At 68.7% G+C, this 16,682-nt stretch carries 17 protein-coding genes and 1 pseudogene; 3 read left to right on the forward strand and 15 right to left on the reverse strand.

Annotated elements, in window-relative coordinates:
* Positions 1-240: 240 nt before the first annotated feature.
* The 5 genes from ACFT41_RS26700 to ACFT41_RS26720 all read right to left on the reverse strand — a co-directional run bounded on the left by ACFT41_RS26700 (position 241) and on the right by ACFT41_RS26720 (position 5,350).
* Complete coding sequence (locus ACFT41_RS26700) at positions 241-720, reverse strand: PPC domain-containing DNA-binding protein (RefSeq protein WP_377614021.1); 480 nt, start codon at positions 718-720, stop codon at positions 241-243.
* A complete protein-coding gene (locus ACFT41_RS26705) occupies positions 713-1,798 on the reverse strand; it encodes an asparaginase (protein ID WP_377588122.1) in 1,086 nt (361 codons plus the stop codon). The genes ACFT41_RS26700 and ACFT41_RS26705 overlap by 8 nt, the downstream gene beginning before the upstream one ends.
* Before the next feature lie 49 nt (positions 1,799-1,847).
* Positions 1,848-3,404, reverse strand: coding sequence for a helix-turn-helix domain-containing protein (locus tag ACFT41_RS26710; RefSeq protein ID WP_377588121.1), 1,557 nt, complete (start codon positions 3,402-3,404; stop codon positions 1,848-1,850).
* 141 nt (positions 3,405-3,545) lie between these two features.
* Positions 3,546-4,130 carry a GTP cyclohydrolase I gene (gene folE, locus ACFT41_RS26715; protein ID WP_377588120.1) on the reverse strand — a complete coding sequence of 195 codons (585 nt, stop codon included), beginning with the start codon at positions 4,128-4,130 and terminating at the stop codon, positions 3,546-3,548.
* A complete protein-coding gene (locus tag ACFT41_RS26720) occupies positions 4,127-5,350 on the reverse strand; it encodes a hypothetical protein (RefSeq protein ID WP_377588119.1) in 1,224 nt (407 codons plus the stop codon). Before ACFT41_RS26720 ends, folE begins: the two co-directional genes overlap by 4 nt.
* Before the next feature lie 149 nt (positions 5,351-5,499).
* Between ACFT41_RS26720 and ACFT41_RS26725 the strand changes: the two genes are divergently transcribed.
* The gene (locus ACFT41_RS26725) at positions 5,500-5,982 is read left to right on the forward strand and encodes an NUDIX hydrolase (protein ID WP_377588118.1); all 483 of its coding nucleotides are present in this window, start codon (positions 5,500-5,502) and stop codon (positions 5,980-5,982) included.
* A 5-nt stretch (positions 5,983-5,987) separates the two neighbouring features.
* Here ACFT41_RS26725 and ACFT41_RS26730 read toward each other — a convergent pair whose 3' ends face one another.
* Genes ACFT41_RS26730 through ACFT41_RS26770 form a run of 9 tightly spaced genes read right to left on the reverse strand, consistent with a single transcriptional unit; the run spans position 5,988 to position 12,947 of the window.
* Entirely contained in the window at positions 5,988-6,386 is a 399-nt protein-coding gene (locus ACFT41_RS26730; protein ID WP_377588117.1) for a hypothetical protein, read from the reverse strand.
* Positions 6,377-7,231: a hypothetical protein gene (locus ACFT41_RS26735; protein ID WP_377588116.1), complete on the reverse strand. Its 855-nt coding sequence runs from the start codon at positions 7,229-7,231 to the stop codon at positions 6,377-6,379. Before ACFT41_RS26735 ends, ACFT41_RS26730 begins: the two co-directional genes overlap by 10 nt.
* Positions 7,228-8,169, reverse strand: a complete 942-nt coding sequence (gene nth / locus ACFT41_RS26740; RefSeq protein WP_377588115.1) for an endonuclease III domain-containing protein — start codon at positions 8,167-8,169, stop codon at positions 7,228-7,230. The genes ACFT41_RS26735 and nth overlap by 4 nt, the downstream gene beginning before the upstream one ends.
* Entirely contained in the window at positions 8,166-9,551 is a 1,386-nt protein-coding gene (locus ACFT41_RS26745; protein WP_377588114.1) for an FAD-dependent protein, read from the reverse strand. Before ACFT41_RS26745 ends, nth begins: the two co-directional genes overlap by 4 nt.
* A complete protein-coding gene (tmk, locus tag ACFT41_RS26750) occupies positions 9,548-10,150 on the reverse strand; it encodes a dTMP kinase (RefSeq protein ID WP_377588113.1) in 603 nt (200 codons plus the stop codon). Before tmk ends, ACFT41_RS26745 begins: the two co-directional genes overlap by 4 nt.
* Before the next feature lie 20 nt (positions 10,151-10,170).
* On the reverse strand, positions 10,171-11,103 hold the full coding sequence (locus ACFT41_RS26755) for a carbohydrate kinase family protein (protein WP_377588112.1): 933 nt from the start codon (positions 11,101-11,103) through the stop codon (positions 10,171-10,173).
* Entirely contained in the window at positions 11,093-11,812 is a 720-nt protein-coding gene (locus ACFT41_RS26760; protein ID WP_377588111.1) for a 7-carboxy-7-deazaguanine synthase QueE, read from the reverse strand. The genes ACFT41_RS26755 and ACFT41_RS26760 overlap by 11 nt, the downstream gene beginning before the upstream one ends.
* Positions 11,809-12,198: a 6-pyruvoyl tetrahydropterin synthase family protein gene (locus tag ACFT41_RS26765; RefSeq protein ID WP_377588110.1), complete on the reverse strand. Its 390-nt coding sequence runs from the start codon at positions 12,196-12,198 to the stop codon at positions 11,809-11,811. The genes ACFT41_RS26760 and ACFT41_RS26765 overlap by 4 nt, the downstream gene beginning before the upstream one ends.
* Entirely contained in the window at positions 12,195-12,947 is a 753-nt protein-coding gene (locus tag ACFT41_RS26770; protein ID WP_377588123.1) for a dTMP kinase, read from the reverse strand. Before ACFT41_RS26770 ends, ACFT41_RS26765 begins: the two co-directional genes overlap by 4 nt.
* A gap of 509 nt (positions 12,948-13,456) precedes the next feature.
* Between ACFT41_RS26770 and ACFT41_RS26775 the strand changes: the two genes are divergently transcribed.
* Together ACFT41_RS26775 and ACFT41_RS26780 are read left to right on the forward strand one after the other, a co-directional pair.
* Positions 13,457-14,563 carry a DUF6244 family protein gene (locus ACFT41_RS26775; RefSeq protein ID WP_377588109.1) on the forward strand — a complete coding sequence of 369 codons (1,107 nt, stop codon included), beginning with the start codon at positions 13,457-13,459 and terminating at the stop codon, positions 14,561-14,563.
* Positions 14,560-14,967 carry an Imm1 family immunity protein gene (locus tag ACFT41_RS26780; protein WP_377588108.1) on the forward strand — a complete coding sequence of 136 codons (408 nt, stop codon included), beginning with the start codon at positions 14,560-14,562 and terminating at the stop codon, positions 14,965-14,967. Before ACFT41_RS26775 ends, ACFT41_RS26780 begins: the two co-directional genes overlap by 4 nt.
* A 55-nt stretch (positions 14,968-15,022) precedes the next feature.
* On the opposite strand, the pseudogene ACFT41_RS26785 reads toward ACFT41_RS26780, so the two are convergent.
* A pseudogene (locus tag ACFT41_RS26785) lies at positions 15,023-16,538 on the reverse strand (ISL3 family transposase).
* Positions 16,539-16,682 lie beyond the last annotated feature (144 nt).

Here is a 16,682-nt window from a genome sequence, read left to right on the forward strand (position 1 = left end):
TGAAACGCATGGTCAACCGCCAAGTCCTGACCGAAGACCAGCCCGGAGTGTTCACCCTTATCCCGAAACGGACCTAAACCTCCGAACCGCCCTCTGAGACGTGGGCATCTGACCGCAGCTGCGGGCACCCCGACCTGACGGGCTCACTGGCCGACCGCCACGCAGGGCGGCCAGGTCCGAAGCGAAACCGATACGGTCTCCAGAGACTGATGAGTCGGTAGCAGGCTGTCCAGGTAGGGACTACGTCTCGGTGCCGCCTCGTTGGTCGAACCGCAGTTGTGGCACGTCGTACAGGTCAGGGTTCGGCAGGCGGCTCATCGTCGGCGAGCTGATCTCGATGATGAGCATCTCGGTGAGGAACTGGACCGTGGCATCCAACAGGTGGCTGGTGTGGGCCGTCGCGCTGTGTTCCTTTAGGCCGACCGTGATGTGGATGTGGGGTGTGATCGTCTGGGTGGTCTCGTCCCAGGCGATGGTGCCGCCCCCGAGTGCCTCGACGTTGGTCAGGTCGACGTGGGACCAGATCGGGGCGTCGGGGTTGTCGAGCCGCTGGCAGGTGCCGACGATTCTCGCGGTGCTGAGGCCGGCGATGAAGACGGGGATGTAGCCCTGCTTGATGCCGTGAGTTCGGCAGGTGTCGGTGAGTGCGGTGAAGAAGTCGTCGCCGTGGTCGAAGACGACGCCGATCATGCGGCCTGGGGTGAGTTCGTGGCTACGCATTCGTGGTGCTCGTCTCCGGTTGGTCGTTGTTGTTCATGGCGGTGGGCCAGGGCCAGGCGGTGTGCGCGGTGAGGCCGCCTGCGGTGGTTACCGCTGTCGCGATGTCCTGTGGCTTCGCTTCGCCGTGAAGGAGGGCGCGGAGCAGGATGCGGGCCTTGTAGGGGTGCAGCCAGCCGGCGGGGATGAGGCCGCGTGCGATGAGGTCCTGCTCGGAGCCGGGGAAGCCGTAGGTGTGGGTGAGGGTCGGCCCGGCGGGGGTGCGGGAGGTGAGGACGACGGGGATTCGTTCCGCGAGGGTGGTGAGGGTGTCGACGAGCGATTCGGGAACGTGGCCGACACCGAACCCGGCGACGACAAGGCCGTCGACGCGGACGCCGACGGCGGCGAGGAGGGCGGGGTCGTCATCGAAGGTGACCGTGTGCAGGCCGACGGTCGCCTGTCGGGCGGGTTGCGGCACGGGCACGGTCAGCCGGTAAGGCAGCCGGTTCAGCATCCGCACGGCGCCTTCCAGGACGTAGCCGAGGGGTCCGGTGTCCGGTGAGCGGAAGGTGGCTGCGCTGGTGGAGTGGGTTTTGGTGACCCAGCGGGCGGCGTGGATCTCGTCGGCGAGGACGACGAGGCAGCCCTGGCCTCGCGCGTGCGGGGAGATGGCGGTGTGGATGGCCGCGAGGATGTTGGCGGGCCCGTCGGCGCCGGCGAGGGTGGGGTTGCGCATCGCGCCGGTGACCACGAGGGGTTCGGGCCGGTGGTGGAGTAGGTCGAGCAGGTAGGCGGCTTCCTCGATCGTGTCGGTGCCCTGGGTGACCACGACGCCGGTCGCACCTGCGGCCAGCGCATCGGCTGCGGCGGCGGAGAGTTCGGTGATGTCAGCGAAGGTGAGGGAGGCACCGGGACGGTGCCGGAACTCCACTGCCTCGATCGCGATTCCTGTCGCGGCAAGGCCGGGTGTGGCATCGACGAGTTGCTGGGCGGACAGGGTAGGACTTACCGCTCCGCCAGCGCTGCTGGTCATGGCGATGGTGCCGCCGAGGCCGAACACCACCACGCGTGGCGTAGACGTTGTCGAGTTCGAGGACACCGGGATCCTTCCAGGGCCTACAGCGATGGTTGGTGGTCTCGGGAGCCTATTACGGGAGGGAGCCGACGAAGCGACACGCCCGATCGGCGCCGTCGAGGGACAGTAGGCGGCTGCGCGGCTCCGCTATCCCAGCCAGCCCGTGGTCGCCGAGTTCGGCGCACCGGTTTCGCAGCTTGGTCCAGTCGAGTTCGAGGTACTCGGCGAGGGCATGCAGCCGCGAGCCGGCTGTGTCGGCGGCGATCAGGGAATGAGCTCGTGCGTGCCCGACGGCGTCGTGGTAGTCGGCTAGCGCGGGGCGCTGGTCGGTGATGTCGACGTGCCACACGCCGTCGGCGCGGATCCATGTCGCGACGATCGCGCGCTGCCGGGTGAGAACGAGGCCGGGCAGCGCGCTGTACTCGGGTTCGTCGGTGACCGCGACGTCGATGCCGAAGGACTCCATCAACGCGACCGCCAGCAGCAGGAGAACCCGCTCCGACCGCGTTGTCGCGTCCACCGCCACCCGCGGCACGCAGAACAGCCGCGTCATCTGCTGTGAGCTGGTGTTGAAACGTGCCGCGGTAGCGGCCAGATAGCGCAACTTGTGCCCGAACAGCAGCCAGGTGCTGGCCTCCTCGCCGGTCTGCTCCCGTGTCCAGAATGTGGGCACCTCGGTGAGGTCGGCCGACTGGCGGTTGATGTGGTCGGCGCAGAATGCCGAACCGAGCCACATCCGTGAAACATTCTCAAGGTCTTGGACGAGGTCGCCGCTGACCGCAGACCGGGTCAGACGGCTGTACTCTGCCGTGGCCGCTCGCGAGGCGTCGAGGCGAGCGTCGTCGAGCAGCAGCGACTGGTCCAGATTCGCCACGGCCCACAACACCGCAGCGGTGATCTCGTCCAGTTGGTACGCGCGAGGGATGAGTAGGCGGACACCGTCGCCGATGCCAACCATGCGCCGGGACGCCTGGCGGGAGTCCAGAGCAAACACTCCCTCGCCCTTGGCCGTGGAAACTCGTCCGGCAACGAGTCGCCGCTGCAGCGGCCACCGCCACTGCTGACCGGCATCGGTCCTGGGGATCGTGGCGACGATTCGCCCGTCATCGACCGCCGGATAGACCTCGACCGCCATAGGCGCACTAGGAAAGTACCGTCCACCTGGCGTGGCGAGGGTGTGATCCTTCCTAGCGTCGTGCGGGCCCTGCTCGATCATGGACACGATCGTCGCTGCGAGATCGTCGCCGGATTGTGCAGTGGGGGCGAGCCGTCGGTGAACCGACACAAGACCCGAGTTGGTCTCGTTCGACTCCAAGGCCCTCACGACGGCGGTGCCCCACCGGGCGCATAGTGCCGCTTCGGCCCGTTCGGACTGATAGCGCTGCTGCAGTAGGCGGTAAGCGTCGTAGGCGCCGACGAGTTCGCCGTCGGCGTCGAGAAGCGTGTCGCACTGCTGCCAGAAGACCCGGTCGACCACCTGCCGGCCGGCCTCCACGTTCGCCACTGTGCTGCGGGTGCTGCACACCTGTTGCGCGATATCTCTCTGCAAGAGGCCGCGCCCCTTGCGCAGCTCGCGGAGCCCTTTGCCGAGGGCGTGCTTGGCATCCTGAAGCTGCTGCGGATTGATCATGAGAGTGGCCTCTTCACCGTGCGCTGTTCGCGTACACGACTGCTCCGTCAACAATGGTCGGCGCGACCGGGACTGACATTAGCCCGGATGAAACTAGTGCGTTGCCGGGTCAAGCGAGCGCTAAAGCAGTGGACGCGGATGTCACCGCTGTTCGGTTCGGGTGGCGTGCAGGAACTCGTCGCGCAGTGCTGCGTCGGAGCGGAGTGTGCCGAGCAGCGCGGTGGTGATCGTCTCGGTGCCCGGCGCTTGTGCGCCGCGCACGGTCATGCACAGGTGTTCGGCGCGGACGAGAACACCGACACCGGATGGGGCGAGGTGTTCGATGAGGTAGGCGGCGATCTGCTGGGTCAGGCGTTCCTGGACTTGAGGCCGCTTGGCGGTGTGCTCTACGAGTCGGGCCAGCTTCGACAGGCCGACGATCGTGTCGGTGGGTTGGTAGGCGACGTCGGCGGTGCCGTGGAACGGCAGCATGTGGTGTTCGCAGAGGCTGTGGAAGGGGATCGCCCTGATGGTGACGAGGCGGTCGTAGGCGGTGTCGTTGGGGAAGGTGGTCAGGGTGAACGGGCGCGGGCTGAGTAGTTCGGCGTAGGAGGCGACCATCCGGTTCGGGGTGTTGGCGGTGCCCGGCGCGTCGGTGTCCACCCCGAGTGCCTTGAGAAGCTGTGTGGCGGCATCGCGGGCGGATTCGAGGTCCATCGCGGGGAGGGTGCCGAGGTGACTGGTCATGGGTGGGTGTCCTTGTCGACCGGTGGTAGGAGGTGTGGTCTTCCTGTCACGGTGTCGCGGAGGAACGACAGCTTGGAGTAGTAGCCGCGCTGGGCGGGCAGGGTGTGCTCGGTGAAGATGCCGGCGACCCAGTCGGTGATGTTCTCGACTTCGGTGAAGACGGCGGGCTCGTCTAGGGGTAGCACGCTGCGGCTGCGCAGGTATTCGACCTCGACTTGGGCGAGGGTTTCGGTCGGGTCGACGTGCAGGGAACAGCGGTCGACGAAGATGCCGTAGTGGTGCCCGGTGCGCAGCGACTCGAAGTTGATGTCATAGCGCATGCGGCGGAATGAGGGCATGGGTCGGGCGGACAGCCCGAGGGTGTCGCGCACGTAGCGGTTGAGGGGTTCGGTGATAGTGACGTCGATGTCGACGTGTTCGTGTCTGACCAGGGCATCGGCGTCATAGTTCTTGCGTTTGACCTGGTAGATACCGGGCCGTGTGTAGAGGAAGGAGACGTAGCCGCGCTGAGGGTCTGGTCCGTGGACCTCGAAGAGGATGTTGCTGAAGTCCCACATCTCGAGGGGGTCGCGGAAGCGGGGTGCCATGTCGGGGAGCGCGCCGGTGGCGACGCGGTCGTGCAGGTCGCTGGCGAGGGGCCACAGCGGTGTGTCGGACGGGAGCGTGAACTTGGTTTCGATCTCCTTGCCCGTGTGGGCCTTGGTGAGTGAACAGTCGAGGCTGTTGAGCTGAGGGGCGTGCTCGCTGTGGCGGGTGACGGCGTCCGGTATCCAGCCGATGGGGTCGCTCGGGTCGCCGGTGGGTGCGGCCGAGGTGCGGATAAAGCACGCCGCGTCGGCCCGCAGGTGGGCGCGGCTGTAGGTGTGCCAGCCGTCGGGGTGGCCGGTGGCGCAGAACAATGGAGCGTGTCGTGTCGGGTACCGCTCGCCAACCAGGTTCAGCGCGTCCGTTACTGCGGGACCCAGGCGGAGGCCGTCGAGCAGGGCACCGGCCGGGATCTGCTGGGCGTGCTGGCGGGATCCGTCGTGAGTTCGGGTGAGCACCGACAGGGGCTGGTGGCCTTTGAAGTCGGGGATGATGGTGTGCGGGGTCTGGGGCTGCGCCGGTGTGGGCACGGTGACGATCGTGATCGGCTCGTCCGGTCGCAGTGGCCGGGGCTGGTAAAGCAGGTCGGCGTCCGCGATGAGTAGCAACGCCTGGCCGGTGTCGGGTGCGGTCACCGCGTCTCACCCGCCAGCACAGTTCGTTGGGGCGTGTTGGGGAGGGCTGGCGGTGTGCCGCCGGTAGGGTGCCACAGACGCCTTTCGCCCGGTCCTGAACGTCGAGGCGAGGTGCGGGCGTCGTTGGCCCTCATCGGGGATGGGTGATTGTGACCGCGAAGCCGACTATCGCCGCGTTGGCGGTCGTGTCCACCGCCCCCGGCGAGGTGGTGTTCGTGCGGCAGCAGCGTGGCCCGTACGCGGGGTGGTTGCTGCTGCCGGGCGGCAAGGTCGAGTTCGGCGAGTCCGCGCAGGATGCGGCCGGTCGGGAGACGGTGGAGGAGGCCGGCTTCGAGGTCGGAGGGCTGACGCCGACGGGGGTGTACGAGATTCGCGCCGAGGACGGCTCGTACCACTTCGTGATGTTCGCGTTCCGCGCTGGTACCGCGACGCGGGTGGCGGCCGGCGGACATCACGTCGATGGGGTCGTCCAGGCGTCCGTGGACGAGGTGCGGCCGCACCCGACGGTGATGCGGATCCTCAACGACGCCGGCGTCGGCCGCTACGCGGCGCGGGACATCGAGGAAGGGCTGCGCCGCGACGGGATCCTCATGTGCGGACACCTGACCACCGCTGCGGTTGCCTTGGTCTGAAGGGCTCACCGGCCGACCCCTGCCGGGTCGGGGTTCCACTGGACACCACCGCCGAGGATGCCGTCCTCGGCCACGGTGCACCGCACCCGCCGGTGTGTGCCGTACCGGTCGGTGATCGCCGTGACGAGTCGTTCGGCGAGGTGCTCGCAGCTCTGGGCGCCGAAGTTCAGCGGCCCGTCCGGCGGGTCGGGCGGATCAGCGAACGAGGCCAGGACGGTGGTGAGCCAGCGGGCGACGGCGTTGATCTCCAGCTCGCGGTCGCCGTGCTGCACGGAGATCTCGACGGATGCGACGAACAGGTGTCGGTGGGGCGCGGTGAGGTAGGCGTCGGGTGGGCCTGCGTCGGGCCACCTATGTACGCCTTCGACCTGCGTGGTGACGTGGATGTGGCGGGTCAGCGCCATGCCGCCTCCTGTTCGATCGTCGTCTCGGCGGGCTGGGTGGCGAGGCCGGCCGCTTGGCGTAGCAGGTTGACGTGCAGGTGGGCGGCGGCGAGTCGTGCCGGGTCGAGGACGTGGTCGTGGAGGTTCGGCTTGTCCGGGGCGTGGCGCTCGGCCCGGCCGGTGAGGGCGTCGGCGGGCAGGTCGTGGGCGGCGTACCAGAAGGCGAATGACGAGTCGTTGCCGGTGATGAATGCGTCGTAGCCGCGGTCGTGGTGCTGGCGTAGTTCCCAGATCAGGGACCGGTCGCCGCCGAGCAGGTGTACCGGTAGTGGTGGGGGGCCGCCGTCGGTGAGGGCGGCCAGGCAGTCGAGGCGGGCCTCGGCGACCGGGCCGGCGAAGCAGCGCGGTATCGACAGTTTGCTCAGTCCGATCATGCCGACTCCGGGCAAGTCGGCGAGTTGGGCATGGCAGTCGAGCCACTCGCGGCGGCTACGGCCCTGCGGCACGGCCATGTAGGTGAACTGTCCGGGGTCGGCCAGGTCGGCGGCTTGGGTGAGGAACCGGCGGGTGGCTGCGACGGTGGCGGGGCCGTCGTAGAGGACGTCGTGGCAGATGACGACCGCCGGGTTGATCAGGTGCGCCGCGCCGAGGACGGATTCGGCGGACATGCCCTGGCCGGTGCTGTCCTCCAGCTCGTAGGCGCTGTTGTCGAGCACGACCCGGACTCCGGCACGGGAGCGTGCGGCGAAGTGGGCGGCCTGGGCGGGTTGGCTGAGTACGAGGTGGGTCAGCGCCATGTCGATGCTGCCTGCGGTGGACAGGCCGGCGAGGTGCGGGGTGCTGGTGATGACCGCGATGTCGATCATGATTGGTTCTCCTCGTCCGGGTGATGGCTGCCGGCGTAGCGGCAGTCGCGGCGTAGGAAGCAAAGGGCGCAGGTGGGCGTTGCGGCGGTGCAGGTGGTTCGGCCCACGAGCAGGAACACGAAGTGGGCCAGCGCGACGTCGGCGCTGTGGGTGAGGAGCTGGCCGATCACGGCGTCGCGGACGGTGGGGGTGAGCTTGCCGTCGTGGGTGGCCAGGCCGAGCCGGTCGGCGACGCGGAACAGGTGCACGTCGACCGGCATGGTCGTGGTGGTGCGGGCGGAGAACACGAGCACGCAGGCGGCGGTCTTGTGCGCCACGCCGGGCAGGCTTTCGAGGTAGGCGAGCGCTTCGGCGGGCGGGCCGTGCATGATGCGCTGCTCGAACCGGGCGAGGCCGCCGTCGGCGATCATCGCGGCGAGGGCGCTCAGCCGGTCCGCCTTGTACGGCCCGGCGGAGCGGATGGCCGCGCGTAGCGTCTCGCGGTCAAGGGCTGCCAGGCTCTGCGGCTTCAGTCCGCCGCAGAGCTGGTCGAGGCCGGGGTAGACGCGGCGGACGATCTCGCCGGTGCGGTTCTGCGACAGCACGGTGACGACCAGGGCCTCGAACGGCGGTGCCCACATGACGATCACCCCGGCGTACCGGTCCTGCATCTGGCCCCAGACGGGGTGGGTGCCGAGATTGAGGTCGGCGATCTGGACCGGGAACATCCGACGCAGCAGATCCGGCAGCTCGTCGTGAGAGTGGCTGGCGCTGACGTGCAGGCCGCTGTCGCCTTCGCGGACGGTGACGACGATCGGCTGGCCGCCCAGATGCAGTACCCGGCGGTAGCCGCCGGTCGGGTCGGCCTGCCAGGCCAGGGCGGGAATCTGGATGTCCATGGTGGCGTCCAGATCCGGTGGCGTGGCGAACGGCAGGTCGAACTCGGCGGTGGCGTTCATCGTGGGACCGGCGTGGTGGCGTGGTCGGCGATGGCCTGGCCGGCGATCAGGCCGCTCAGCGCGGCGGCGGAGAGGCTGGCGGTGTAGCCGGCGGCGTTGCCCACCACGTACAGGCCGGCGATGTCACGGCTGCGCCAGGTGGCGGGGTCGATGGGGACGCGGTAGTTGTAGTACTTGATCTCCGGCGCGTACAGCACAGTGTCCGGGGCGAGTACCGGCGGCAGCGCGGCGCCGAGGGCCGTGATGTAGCTGGCGAAGGCGTCGGCCAACGGCCGGGGCAGCATCGCCCGCAGGTCACCGGGGCGAGTCTTCGCGTTCGACGCGGCCACGCCGAGCGGCTGCCCGCTGGCCGCGTCGGGCAGGAACGCGGCGAGGGGTTGCCGGACCGGGTAGCCGCCGGTGGCGGCGGTGATGGCGCGGGCGGTGTCCCGGACGTACGCCTTCGGGTCGGGCGTGAACGCCTCGGTGATGGTGGCCAGGATCGCCAGGTTGGACAGGTCACTGCGCCGGTGCAGGAACGAGTGGCCGTTGACGCCGCGGATGTTCAGGGGGCGGTGGAACTCGTTGACGATGTAGCCGTGCCCGTTGACACAGAAGCTGCGCACGTCGATCCCGCCGGGGCTGGTGTGGTGGGCCTTGAAGTCGTAGAACTGGGCGATCAGCGGGTCCAGCGCGGCGGCCGAGGTCTCCAGCCGGATGCCGATGTCCGCCGGACCGGTCTCCAGCCTCACGCCGGCGGCAATGAGCTGCTGCTCCAACCACGGGGTGCCGACCATGCCCACCGCGGCGACGACCACCTCGGCGTCGATGGTGAGCGGTCCGGAGCGGTCACGGCCGACGACTCCCCGGATGCTGCTATCACTGATGCGCAGCTTCGTGGCGTCGACGCCGGTAAGAAGGCGTACGCCGCGGTCCTGCAGTTCGGCGCTGAACCGGCGGCCGAACTCGCGGATACCGTCAGATCCCACGTGCAGCAGCGGGTACGACTCACCCCGCAGCCGGCTCTCGTGCCCAGCCAGCGCGGACAGCTGCGGCACCGGCGAGTAGTCGACGGCGTCGCTGACGTTGCGGCGGACCGCTGCGGCGATGACGTCGAGCTGCTCCGCCTGGACCTCGGTGAACAGGCGTTGGGAGTGCGTGCCGCGGACCGCTGACAGGGTGATCTTCCCGTCGGAGAATGATCCGGCTCCGCCCTCGCCTTCCAGGACGGGGCAGGTGCGGCACTCGCAGCCGGGGCCGGGTGGGCACACCCGCCGCGCCATCGGCCGGCCCCGTTCGGCGATCACAATGTCGGTCATGCCAGCGCGGAGCAGGGCGTCGGCGGCGAACAGGCCCGCCGGGCCGGAACCGAGAATCAGGGCGGTGCAGCGCAGGCTTCTCATGCGGCATTCCTCGTCGACATGGGGGCGGACAACCGGTCCTCGACCGCCACCAACGCGGCGGCCAGGACGTCGGATGCGGACTGCTGGGCGTCAAGAACGACGACATCGGCGTGCTGGTCACGCAACAGGCGCAGGCAGGTGTGATAGGCCTGCGGAAGGTGGCGGGTGAACTCCGGCGTCTCCCATCGGCTGTCCGGCGGCCGGCTGACGCGGGCCGCTGCCACCAGCACCGGGACGTCGAGGTATAGGTACACGTCCGGCATCCGTATGCCGACGGCGCAGGCGGCGTAGAGGGCGGGGTCGATGCCGTCGGCGTGGTGGTACGCCAGCCCGGACAGGTAGTATCGGTCAGCGATCACGACCCGCGCCTCGCGCAGCAAAGCCCGCAACGAAGGCTGCTGATGGTGCCGATCGGCGGCCGACAGCAACGCCAGCGCAGGCGGGCACGCCGGCTCCTCGACCGCGAGGCGGCGCAGCAGGCTCCCAATCGGCGCACCAGTTGGCTCCTTGTACCGCCCCACAGCGACACCCCGCCGGGCCAACGCCTGGCACAGGCTCTCGACGAGAGTCGTCTTACCGCTGTGGTCGATGCCCTCCACCGCTACGAACAACCCCACCATCAGCCCCCTACCTCGACCACAGCCCGCCGCATCGCGGCGACCCGCGTCTCCAGCACCTGCCGGTCGGGGTGCAACAGCGCCGCCGGCCCGAAGTCCTCCACCACCAGGGACGCGACCGCGCACGCGTACCGAGCTGCGGTCACCAGCTCGTCGCCTTCGACCAGGCACGCCGCCAGCGCCCCGGCGAAGGCCTCGCCCGCGCCGGTGGGATCCACGGCCGGGCGAGGAAACGTCGAGACCCGATGGATAGCCTCGCCTCCTACGACGTAGCAGCCCTGATCCGCGTCGGTCACCACCACCGCCCGCCCAGGATCGCCGACCGACCGGGTCAGCCACGCCAACGCGTCCACCAGCTGCCCGACACTGGCAAGGGCGATGGCTTCCGGCGCCGAGCACACGAACACGTCGCAGGCAGCGAGCACCCGCCGCACCGATCGGCGGTCGGCGGCGATCCGAGCCAGGAACGTACCGGCGCTGACCTGGGCCTGCCCGGTGCCGGCCATTGCACGCAGCTCGTTCGCGTATCGCAGCTGAGCGACCGGATCACCCAGGGCGCACAAGTGAAACCCGGCGGCGGTCAGGTACCGCGTCGGCACCTGACCGGGGTGCAGGTGACGTTCGTCGCCGGCATCGTCGGTACGGTAGGTGGCCCGGCCATGCTGGTCGTAGCTGATGTCGAAGGCGAGGTGACGGCCAGGCAGGGTGACCAGGCCCGCATCGTCGACCGCAGGCCACCACGGCCGGCCAGCCGTCAGCGGATGATCGCTGCAGAGCCCCACGAGGCCGACGGTGGTACGGGTCGCCGCCGCCAGCGCCGCGTACAACCCACCACCACCAAGAACCTGTACCCCACATTGCTGCGGGGTGCTGATCCGATCCACGGAGACACCGCCGACCACCACCAACCTGGGTGCGACAAGGTCAGCGTCCACGAACGTCCTCCCACAGCAGGACATGCAGTCGCCCCGTCAAGTTCCAGCCACGCCGCAGCGTCTCGTCCGCCAGCGCGCGAAGGTCCGCCACGAGCAGTCCAGAACGGGTGCCCTCCGGCATCACCCACACCGGCGCCAACCCGTACCGCTCAACGAGACCAGCGATCACGTCGAAGTCTCCCGGCCCGGACACCACAAACTTGAACACCACACGTCCCGTCGCCACGAACGCGCCCAACGCCTCGCCGTTGACAGGCCGGTCACCGGTGGCGGCGAACGACGGCAGCTTCGGTGAGACGTTGAACCGTGCAACCACCGTGGTCAACGCCGGGCTCGGAACGATCGTGCCGTTGGTCTCGATCTCCACCTGACGCCCAGCTGCAGCCAGCCGATCTGTCAAAACGGTCACGTTTGCCTGCTGCAGCAGCGGCTCTCCACCCGTGATCACCACCAACCGTGGCGACGAGGCGAAAACCTGCGCCGCGACAGCGTCAACCGACGTGACGACAGAATGTTCGCGCAGGTCATAACGGCGGGTGTCCCACGTGTAGGGGGTGTCGCAGCCGGGACATCGCAGATTGCACCGGGAAAGGCGGACGAACATCGCCTGCTGCCCGGCAGAGGGGCCTTCGCCCTGGAACGTCGGGCCAAACACTTCCGCCACCAGCAGCCGCCCGTCTGACACCAGCGGGGGCAGCGAGGTGGTCACGTCAGGTCCAGGACGTACTCGGCCCAGCTGCTGGGAGTCTCGGACACCCGAACCACCGCCAGCCGGCCACCCAGAGATTCAGCCAGATGTTCCTTAAGCCACTGCGCGAGATGGCACCCCAGCCACTCACTGGTGGGCTCGACATCGACCAGGACATCGTTGAGGTGCCGATGGTCAAGGTGATCGCGGAGATAGTGGCCGAACGGGGCCAGGTCACCGAAGTCGGTCACGAAGCCCGGTCCGGCGAGCGAGTCGCCTTCCAGCACCACCTCGACGGTGTAGGTGTGCCCGTGCAACCGACCGCACTTGTGTCCCTCGGGCAGGCCCGACAGACGATGCGACGCGTCGAATGAGAACCGCTTGCCGATGCGCCACACGTCAATCACCGGCCAGCCGTGGCAACAGACGTCGACCCTGGGCGCCGCCCGCCGAGCCTGGCCACGGCCAACTCGGCGACCGCCGCGCCGACATCCTGCGGCGACATGCCGTTGACATCCAACGGCATCCAGCCGTACTGGAGGGTCCACGCGTCGAGCACCTCAGCCAAGCGACGCTGGTAGCCGATGAACGCCTCCCGGGTCAGCACCACATTGCCCTCGTGGTTGCCCGCCTCGCTGATGCCGAAGGTCGTCTTACGATCCGCCGCCGTCACCGGATCAAGGTCGAGACGGACGACAAGATCCGGCTGCGGCAGCCCATCGAACACCGCAGCCGCCGCCCGAAGGTCAACGTTCGGGCGCATCGCCAGCTTCGCCAGGAACTTGTACGTCCAGGTGTCCGTCACCACCACCTGCCCTGCTTCCAGCAGAGGCCGGACCGCGCAGTGCGCCGCAGCCGAGTACCAGGCCGCCTGCAAGTACACCCAGTGCATGTCACCCAACTCGAGGTACGGGTCGTCCGCCGGGTGCTCCCAGATCAACGCCCGCAACTCACCAGCATGACGGCGCACGTACTCCGAGCCGAACTGCGTGATCTTCTTGTCGAACACGACGGCCGGGATTCCACGACCGCCCAACGCCTCGACGACACGACCGACAGCGGTTGTCTTGCCAGCCCCGTCGATCCCCTCGAAGCAGATGAACAGCCCTCGGTGCCGAACGACCTCTTTCCTGGCAGATGCGTGATCCAAGCCCATGGCCACCGCTTCCCTTCCATCAAACCGGCCCCCGTCCCGAGATCTCGACGCTGTCTGAACGCGCCCCTCGACGGGTGCCGCTGCATCCGGAATGCCTCCTGACGCCACCTACCGTCGCTGACGGCCGGCCAACCGCCGAACCCCTTGATGCCAGAAACAAGTAGAAGCTGGTCGACGCGTGTCGAACACCCTCGACACGAATCTTCGACACGGCCCGGCGCGTCAAGTCAAACGACTACGGCAGATTCTTCCCTTCCACTTCCTGGCGGTCTTGACCTTGAGCATTCGGAGTGCTTCGGGTGGGGCTGGCGCAGCCCGCCGTTGCCGAGCTCATCCCCGCAACGACGCTGCTGCCTGAACCCGCCGGCGCGGAGCCTTTGCAGGCTCCGCTCCCTGGTCGTGGCGACACGATGCCAGGGTCGTCCGCTTGGCCTGGCGTTGTCTTGTCTCCATACCGATCTATAGCCTCGAAACAGTGGGGCACGAGGGCCGGCGGGTAAGGACGGGTGATGTCGCTGATCGACGACATCATCGGTGACCTGAAGGCGATGGCCGCCGGTGTCGCCAGTACCGAGCAGCACGTGCGGGCGGTGGACGACGCGGTGGAACAGATCATCGTCCGGGCCACGGCCGCCGGCTTCACGGCGGTCGCGGCAGGGCTTACACCGGTGCGGGGCGTTCTCGGGCAGGTGCATGCGCAGCTGACCTCGATCAGCGGTGTCCTCGGCGAGACGGCGCGTGTGGTCGCGTCGGTTCCGCAGCAGTCCTCCCCGCAAGAGGTCACCGCCGTGCTGGCGTCGGTGGCTGCGGCCCTCACGGTTGTCGACAGCGGCATCGCCGCGTCGGCGGCGCAGATCGGGCAAGCGCGGCAGCACGTTGTGGGCGCCTTGCGGGGAGGTCAGCCCGGCCCGACGCTGGCGGGCCTGCAGAGAGTGAACGACCTTCTCCACGTCCTTCGAACCCGTGGGGAGGCCGCCCGTCACGCCGTCAACGCCGCACTGACGCAAGCCCGCCACGTCGGTGTGCTCGCCGCCCCGGCCACAGGCGGCGGTAACGCGTCCGCCGCCCAGCCCGTGCCCGTGTCGCCCGTCCATCCCACGGGTCCGCCCCCTGGTCAGGGATCGGCATCTGATGGTGGGCAGAACACCTTCCCGGCACCAGTCGATCGCGCCTGGCGGCAGGTCGATCCTGGCGCACTACCCGATACCGTCCGTGCCACCGCTGGCTCTCTGCCTCCTCGGCCGGCGGGCAGCACCCGTCCCACCCAAGGATTCCTCGACGGCATGCCGGTCACGTCCGGAGGAGGCGACCGGTCCCTGGCCGCTGACCTCGTCCACGACCCGCTGCGCGGGCCGCCGGTCACCTTCTACGACCACGTCGAGTCGAAGGCCGCCGCGCACCTGCGCCGCGCCGGCTGTGGCGAGGCGGACCTCGCCATCGACAACACCGTCTGCGGCACCAGCGACCGAGACCAGGCCTACCCCTGGACGTGTGACAAGATCCTGCCGGCCATCCTGCCCGCAGGAAGCCGCCTACGCGTGTGGGTCACCCGCGACGGCGGCACCACCTGGTGGCACCGTGTCTACACCGGCACCGGAGAAAGGATCAGCCGATGACCCCGCTGCTACGCGACTACCACGGGCACCCCTACGACCTGACCAGCCCTGACGAGGCGGGAAGCCGCTTCGACGACCAGATCACGGCGATCATGCCCCACGGAGAATGCGGACAGACACTCACCATCGGCACCGCCGACGGACCGGTGTTGCGCATCGACATCGACGCGGACGCCGACCGGGCCGCACTGCGGTGGCTCCCCGACGGCAGCCACGCCACCGACCTCGATGCCGACAGGCCGATCACCGTGTACGAGTCCCCCGACACCGGCCTACGCGACATCCCCGCCCGCCTTGCCCGGGTAAACACCGCAACCGCCCGCAACGCCGTCATCGAGTACGTCACCTCAGGCCAACGACCCACCAGCGTGACCTGGGTACACGACGAGCTGCCCGCCACGTAGGGGAGTGTGTCGATTTTGGCTCTGTCTCACATTCGGTGGTGACGGTGAGTGCCGGTTAGCCGAGCAGGATGCGGTGTCGTAGAAGGTCGAACCCGGCGCGTCCGTACATTTGTCGCTTGATCAGTTTGGTTTTGGTGTTGACGCCTTCGGTGCCGCCGTTGTGGAACGGATGGGTCAGGGCGGCGTTGACGGCGTCGCGGTCGAAGGCCGAGGCCGCGGGTGAAGGTGTGCAGGTGGGGCAGGTGGGTGGCCTTGACCTCGGCGATCCAGGAGTCGAGACGGTCGTCGTTGCCGACTGCTGGCGTGAGGAGCGCGGCGAACGAGCCGATGAAGCCGGTCAGCGCGGTCATCTCCGGGCAGGCGGCGGTGAGGGCGTCGATGAGCGTCCGCTGGTGTTCTGTGAGCTGGTCAGGTTCGGTGAGGAGGTAGCGGGTCAGACGCCTGGGCGACAGAGCTGGGCGGTCGGCTTCGACCCGGCCTTGGGTGATGTAGCGGTAGAGCAGGTTCAGGCTGCCGGTGTAGGCCATTTCTCTGATCTCGGTCAGGAGTTGGGTGGCGCCGACGGCGGGATCTTGTTGGCGGCGGCGCCGTAGGTGCTCGCGGTAGGGGTCGACGAGGGTGGGCCGGTACTGCGGTGCGCGGACCAGGCGTTCGGGTTCGCTGATCCGGGCGTAGCGTTTGACGGTGTTGAGGCCAAGGTTGAGCCGGCGGGCGCATTCGAGCAGGCCGACTCTTCTGTCGAGCAGGTCGTGGACCTGCTGCCACCGCTGCCGGGTGGTCACCGCCCGCTTACCCTCCTGGGGCGGCAGGCCGGCGGCGGCCCAGCACATGCTGTGCGCGGTGACCTCTTTGCGCACGGCCTCGGCGAGGTTGTGCCACAGATGCCAACGGTCGGCGACCTGCACCGCTGCGGGCAGGGCACGGCGGACCGCCTCGGCGTAGGCGCCGCAGGAGTCCCAACACACCACCTCGACACCGGGACGCTCCCGCAGCCACGTCTGCAACGTGTGGGCCTTGCGGTCGGGCAGCACGTCGACGCGCTGGCGGGTGACCGCGTCGATCAGGACGGTGGCGTAACGCCGGCGACGGCACAGCGCGAAGTCGTCAACCCCGAGCACGCGGGGCACTCTGCGTTCGGGCAGCGGAACGCGTAGCAGCGACCGCAGGGCGGTGTGTCGGGACATGACGACTATCGCCAGGGCCGACATCAGGCGAGCGCCACCCCGGCCGGCCAGATGGCGCACCACCGCAGCGACCTGGGAGACCAGCCGAGGCGTGCGGCGCTGGTAACGCTCCAGAACACCCGGAAGCTGTTCGCAGAACGTGCGGCGGCAGCCCCGCGTCGGGCAGACCAGACGGCGCACGCGTACCCGCAGCACCACCGGCCGGGCATCGACCGACACGTCCGCGAGAGTCCGCTGGTGATACCCGTGCACCCGGCCCGTCACCGCATCGCAGCCCGGACATGCCACAGGCGTCCCAGGGGTCCGAGCCCGCACCAGAATCCGCTCGCCCTCATCCGTGACGTCATCGATCACCAGCGGGGACAACCCCGAGAACACCATCTTCATAAGATCATCGATCTTGCACACACGGTCTCAACGACATCAACCACCCTCGGTCACCACCGAATGTGAGACAGAGCCGAAAGCGCCACACTCCCCGCCAGCGTCCGTTCCCAGTGATTGATCAGAGAATCGAGTACCCCGCATGTT

Source organism: Micromonospora sp. NPDC057141 (genome assembly GCF_042670805.1).
GTDB lineage: Bacteria > Actinomycetota > Actinomycetes > Mycobacteriales > Micromonosporaceae > Micromonospora.

What these genes read in the sequence shown, in the direction of transcription:
- ACFT41_RS26745 (WP_377588114.1), bottom strand. Translation starts at nt 9,551, where the DNA reads ATGAGAAGCCTGCGCTGCACCGCCCTGATTCTCGGTTCCGGCCCGGCG.
- ACFT41_RS26775 (WP_377588109.1), top strand. Translation starts at nt 13,457, where the DNA reads ATGTCGCTGATCGACGACATCATCGGTGACCTGAAGGCGATGGCCGCC.
- ACFT41_RS26770 (WP_377588123.1), bottom strand. Translation starts at nt 12,947, where the DNA reads ATGGGCTTGGATCACGCATCTGCCAGGAAAGAGGTCGTTCGGCACCGA.
- folE (WP_377588120.1), bottom strand. Translation starts at nt 4,130, where the DNA reads ATGACCAGTCACCTCGGCACCCTCCCCGCGATGGACCTCGAATCCGCC.
- nth (WP_377588115.1), bottom strand. Translation starts at nt 8,169, where the DNA reads ATGAACGCCACCGCCGAGTTCGACCTGCCGTTCGCCACGCCACCGGAT.
- ACFT41_RS26780 (WP_377588108.1), top strand. Translation starts at nt 14,560, where the DNA reads ATGACCCCGCTGCTACGCGACTACCACGGGCACCCCTACGACCTGACC.
- ACFT41_RS26710 (WP_377588121.1), bottom strand. Translation starts at nt 3,404, where the DNA reads ATGATCAATCCGCAGCAGCTTCAGGATGCCAAGCACGCCCTCGGCAAA.
- ACFT41_RS26700 (WP_377614021.1), bottom strand. Translation starts at nt 720, where the DNA reads ATGCGTAGCCACGAACTCACCCCAGGCCGCATGATCGGCGTCGTCTTC.
- ACFT41_RS26735 (WP_377588116.1), bottom strand. Translation starts at nt 7,231, where the DNA reads ATGATCGACATCGCGGTCATCACCAGCACCCCGCACCTCGCCGGCCTG.
- ACFT41_RS26730 (WP_377588117.1), bottom strand. Translation starts at nt 6,386, where the DNA reads ATGGCGCTGACCCGCCACATCCACGTCACCACGCAGGTCGAAGGCGTA.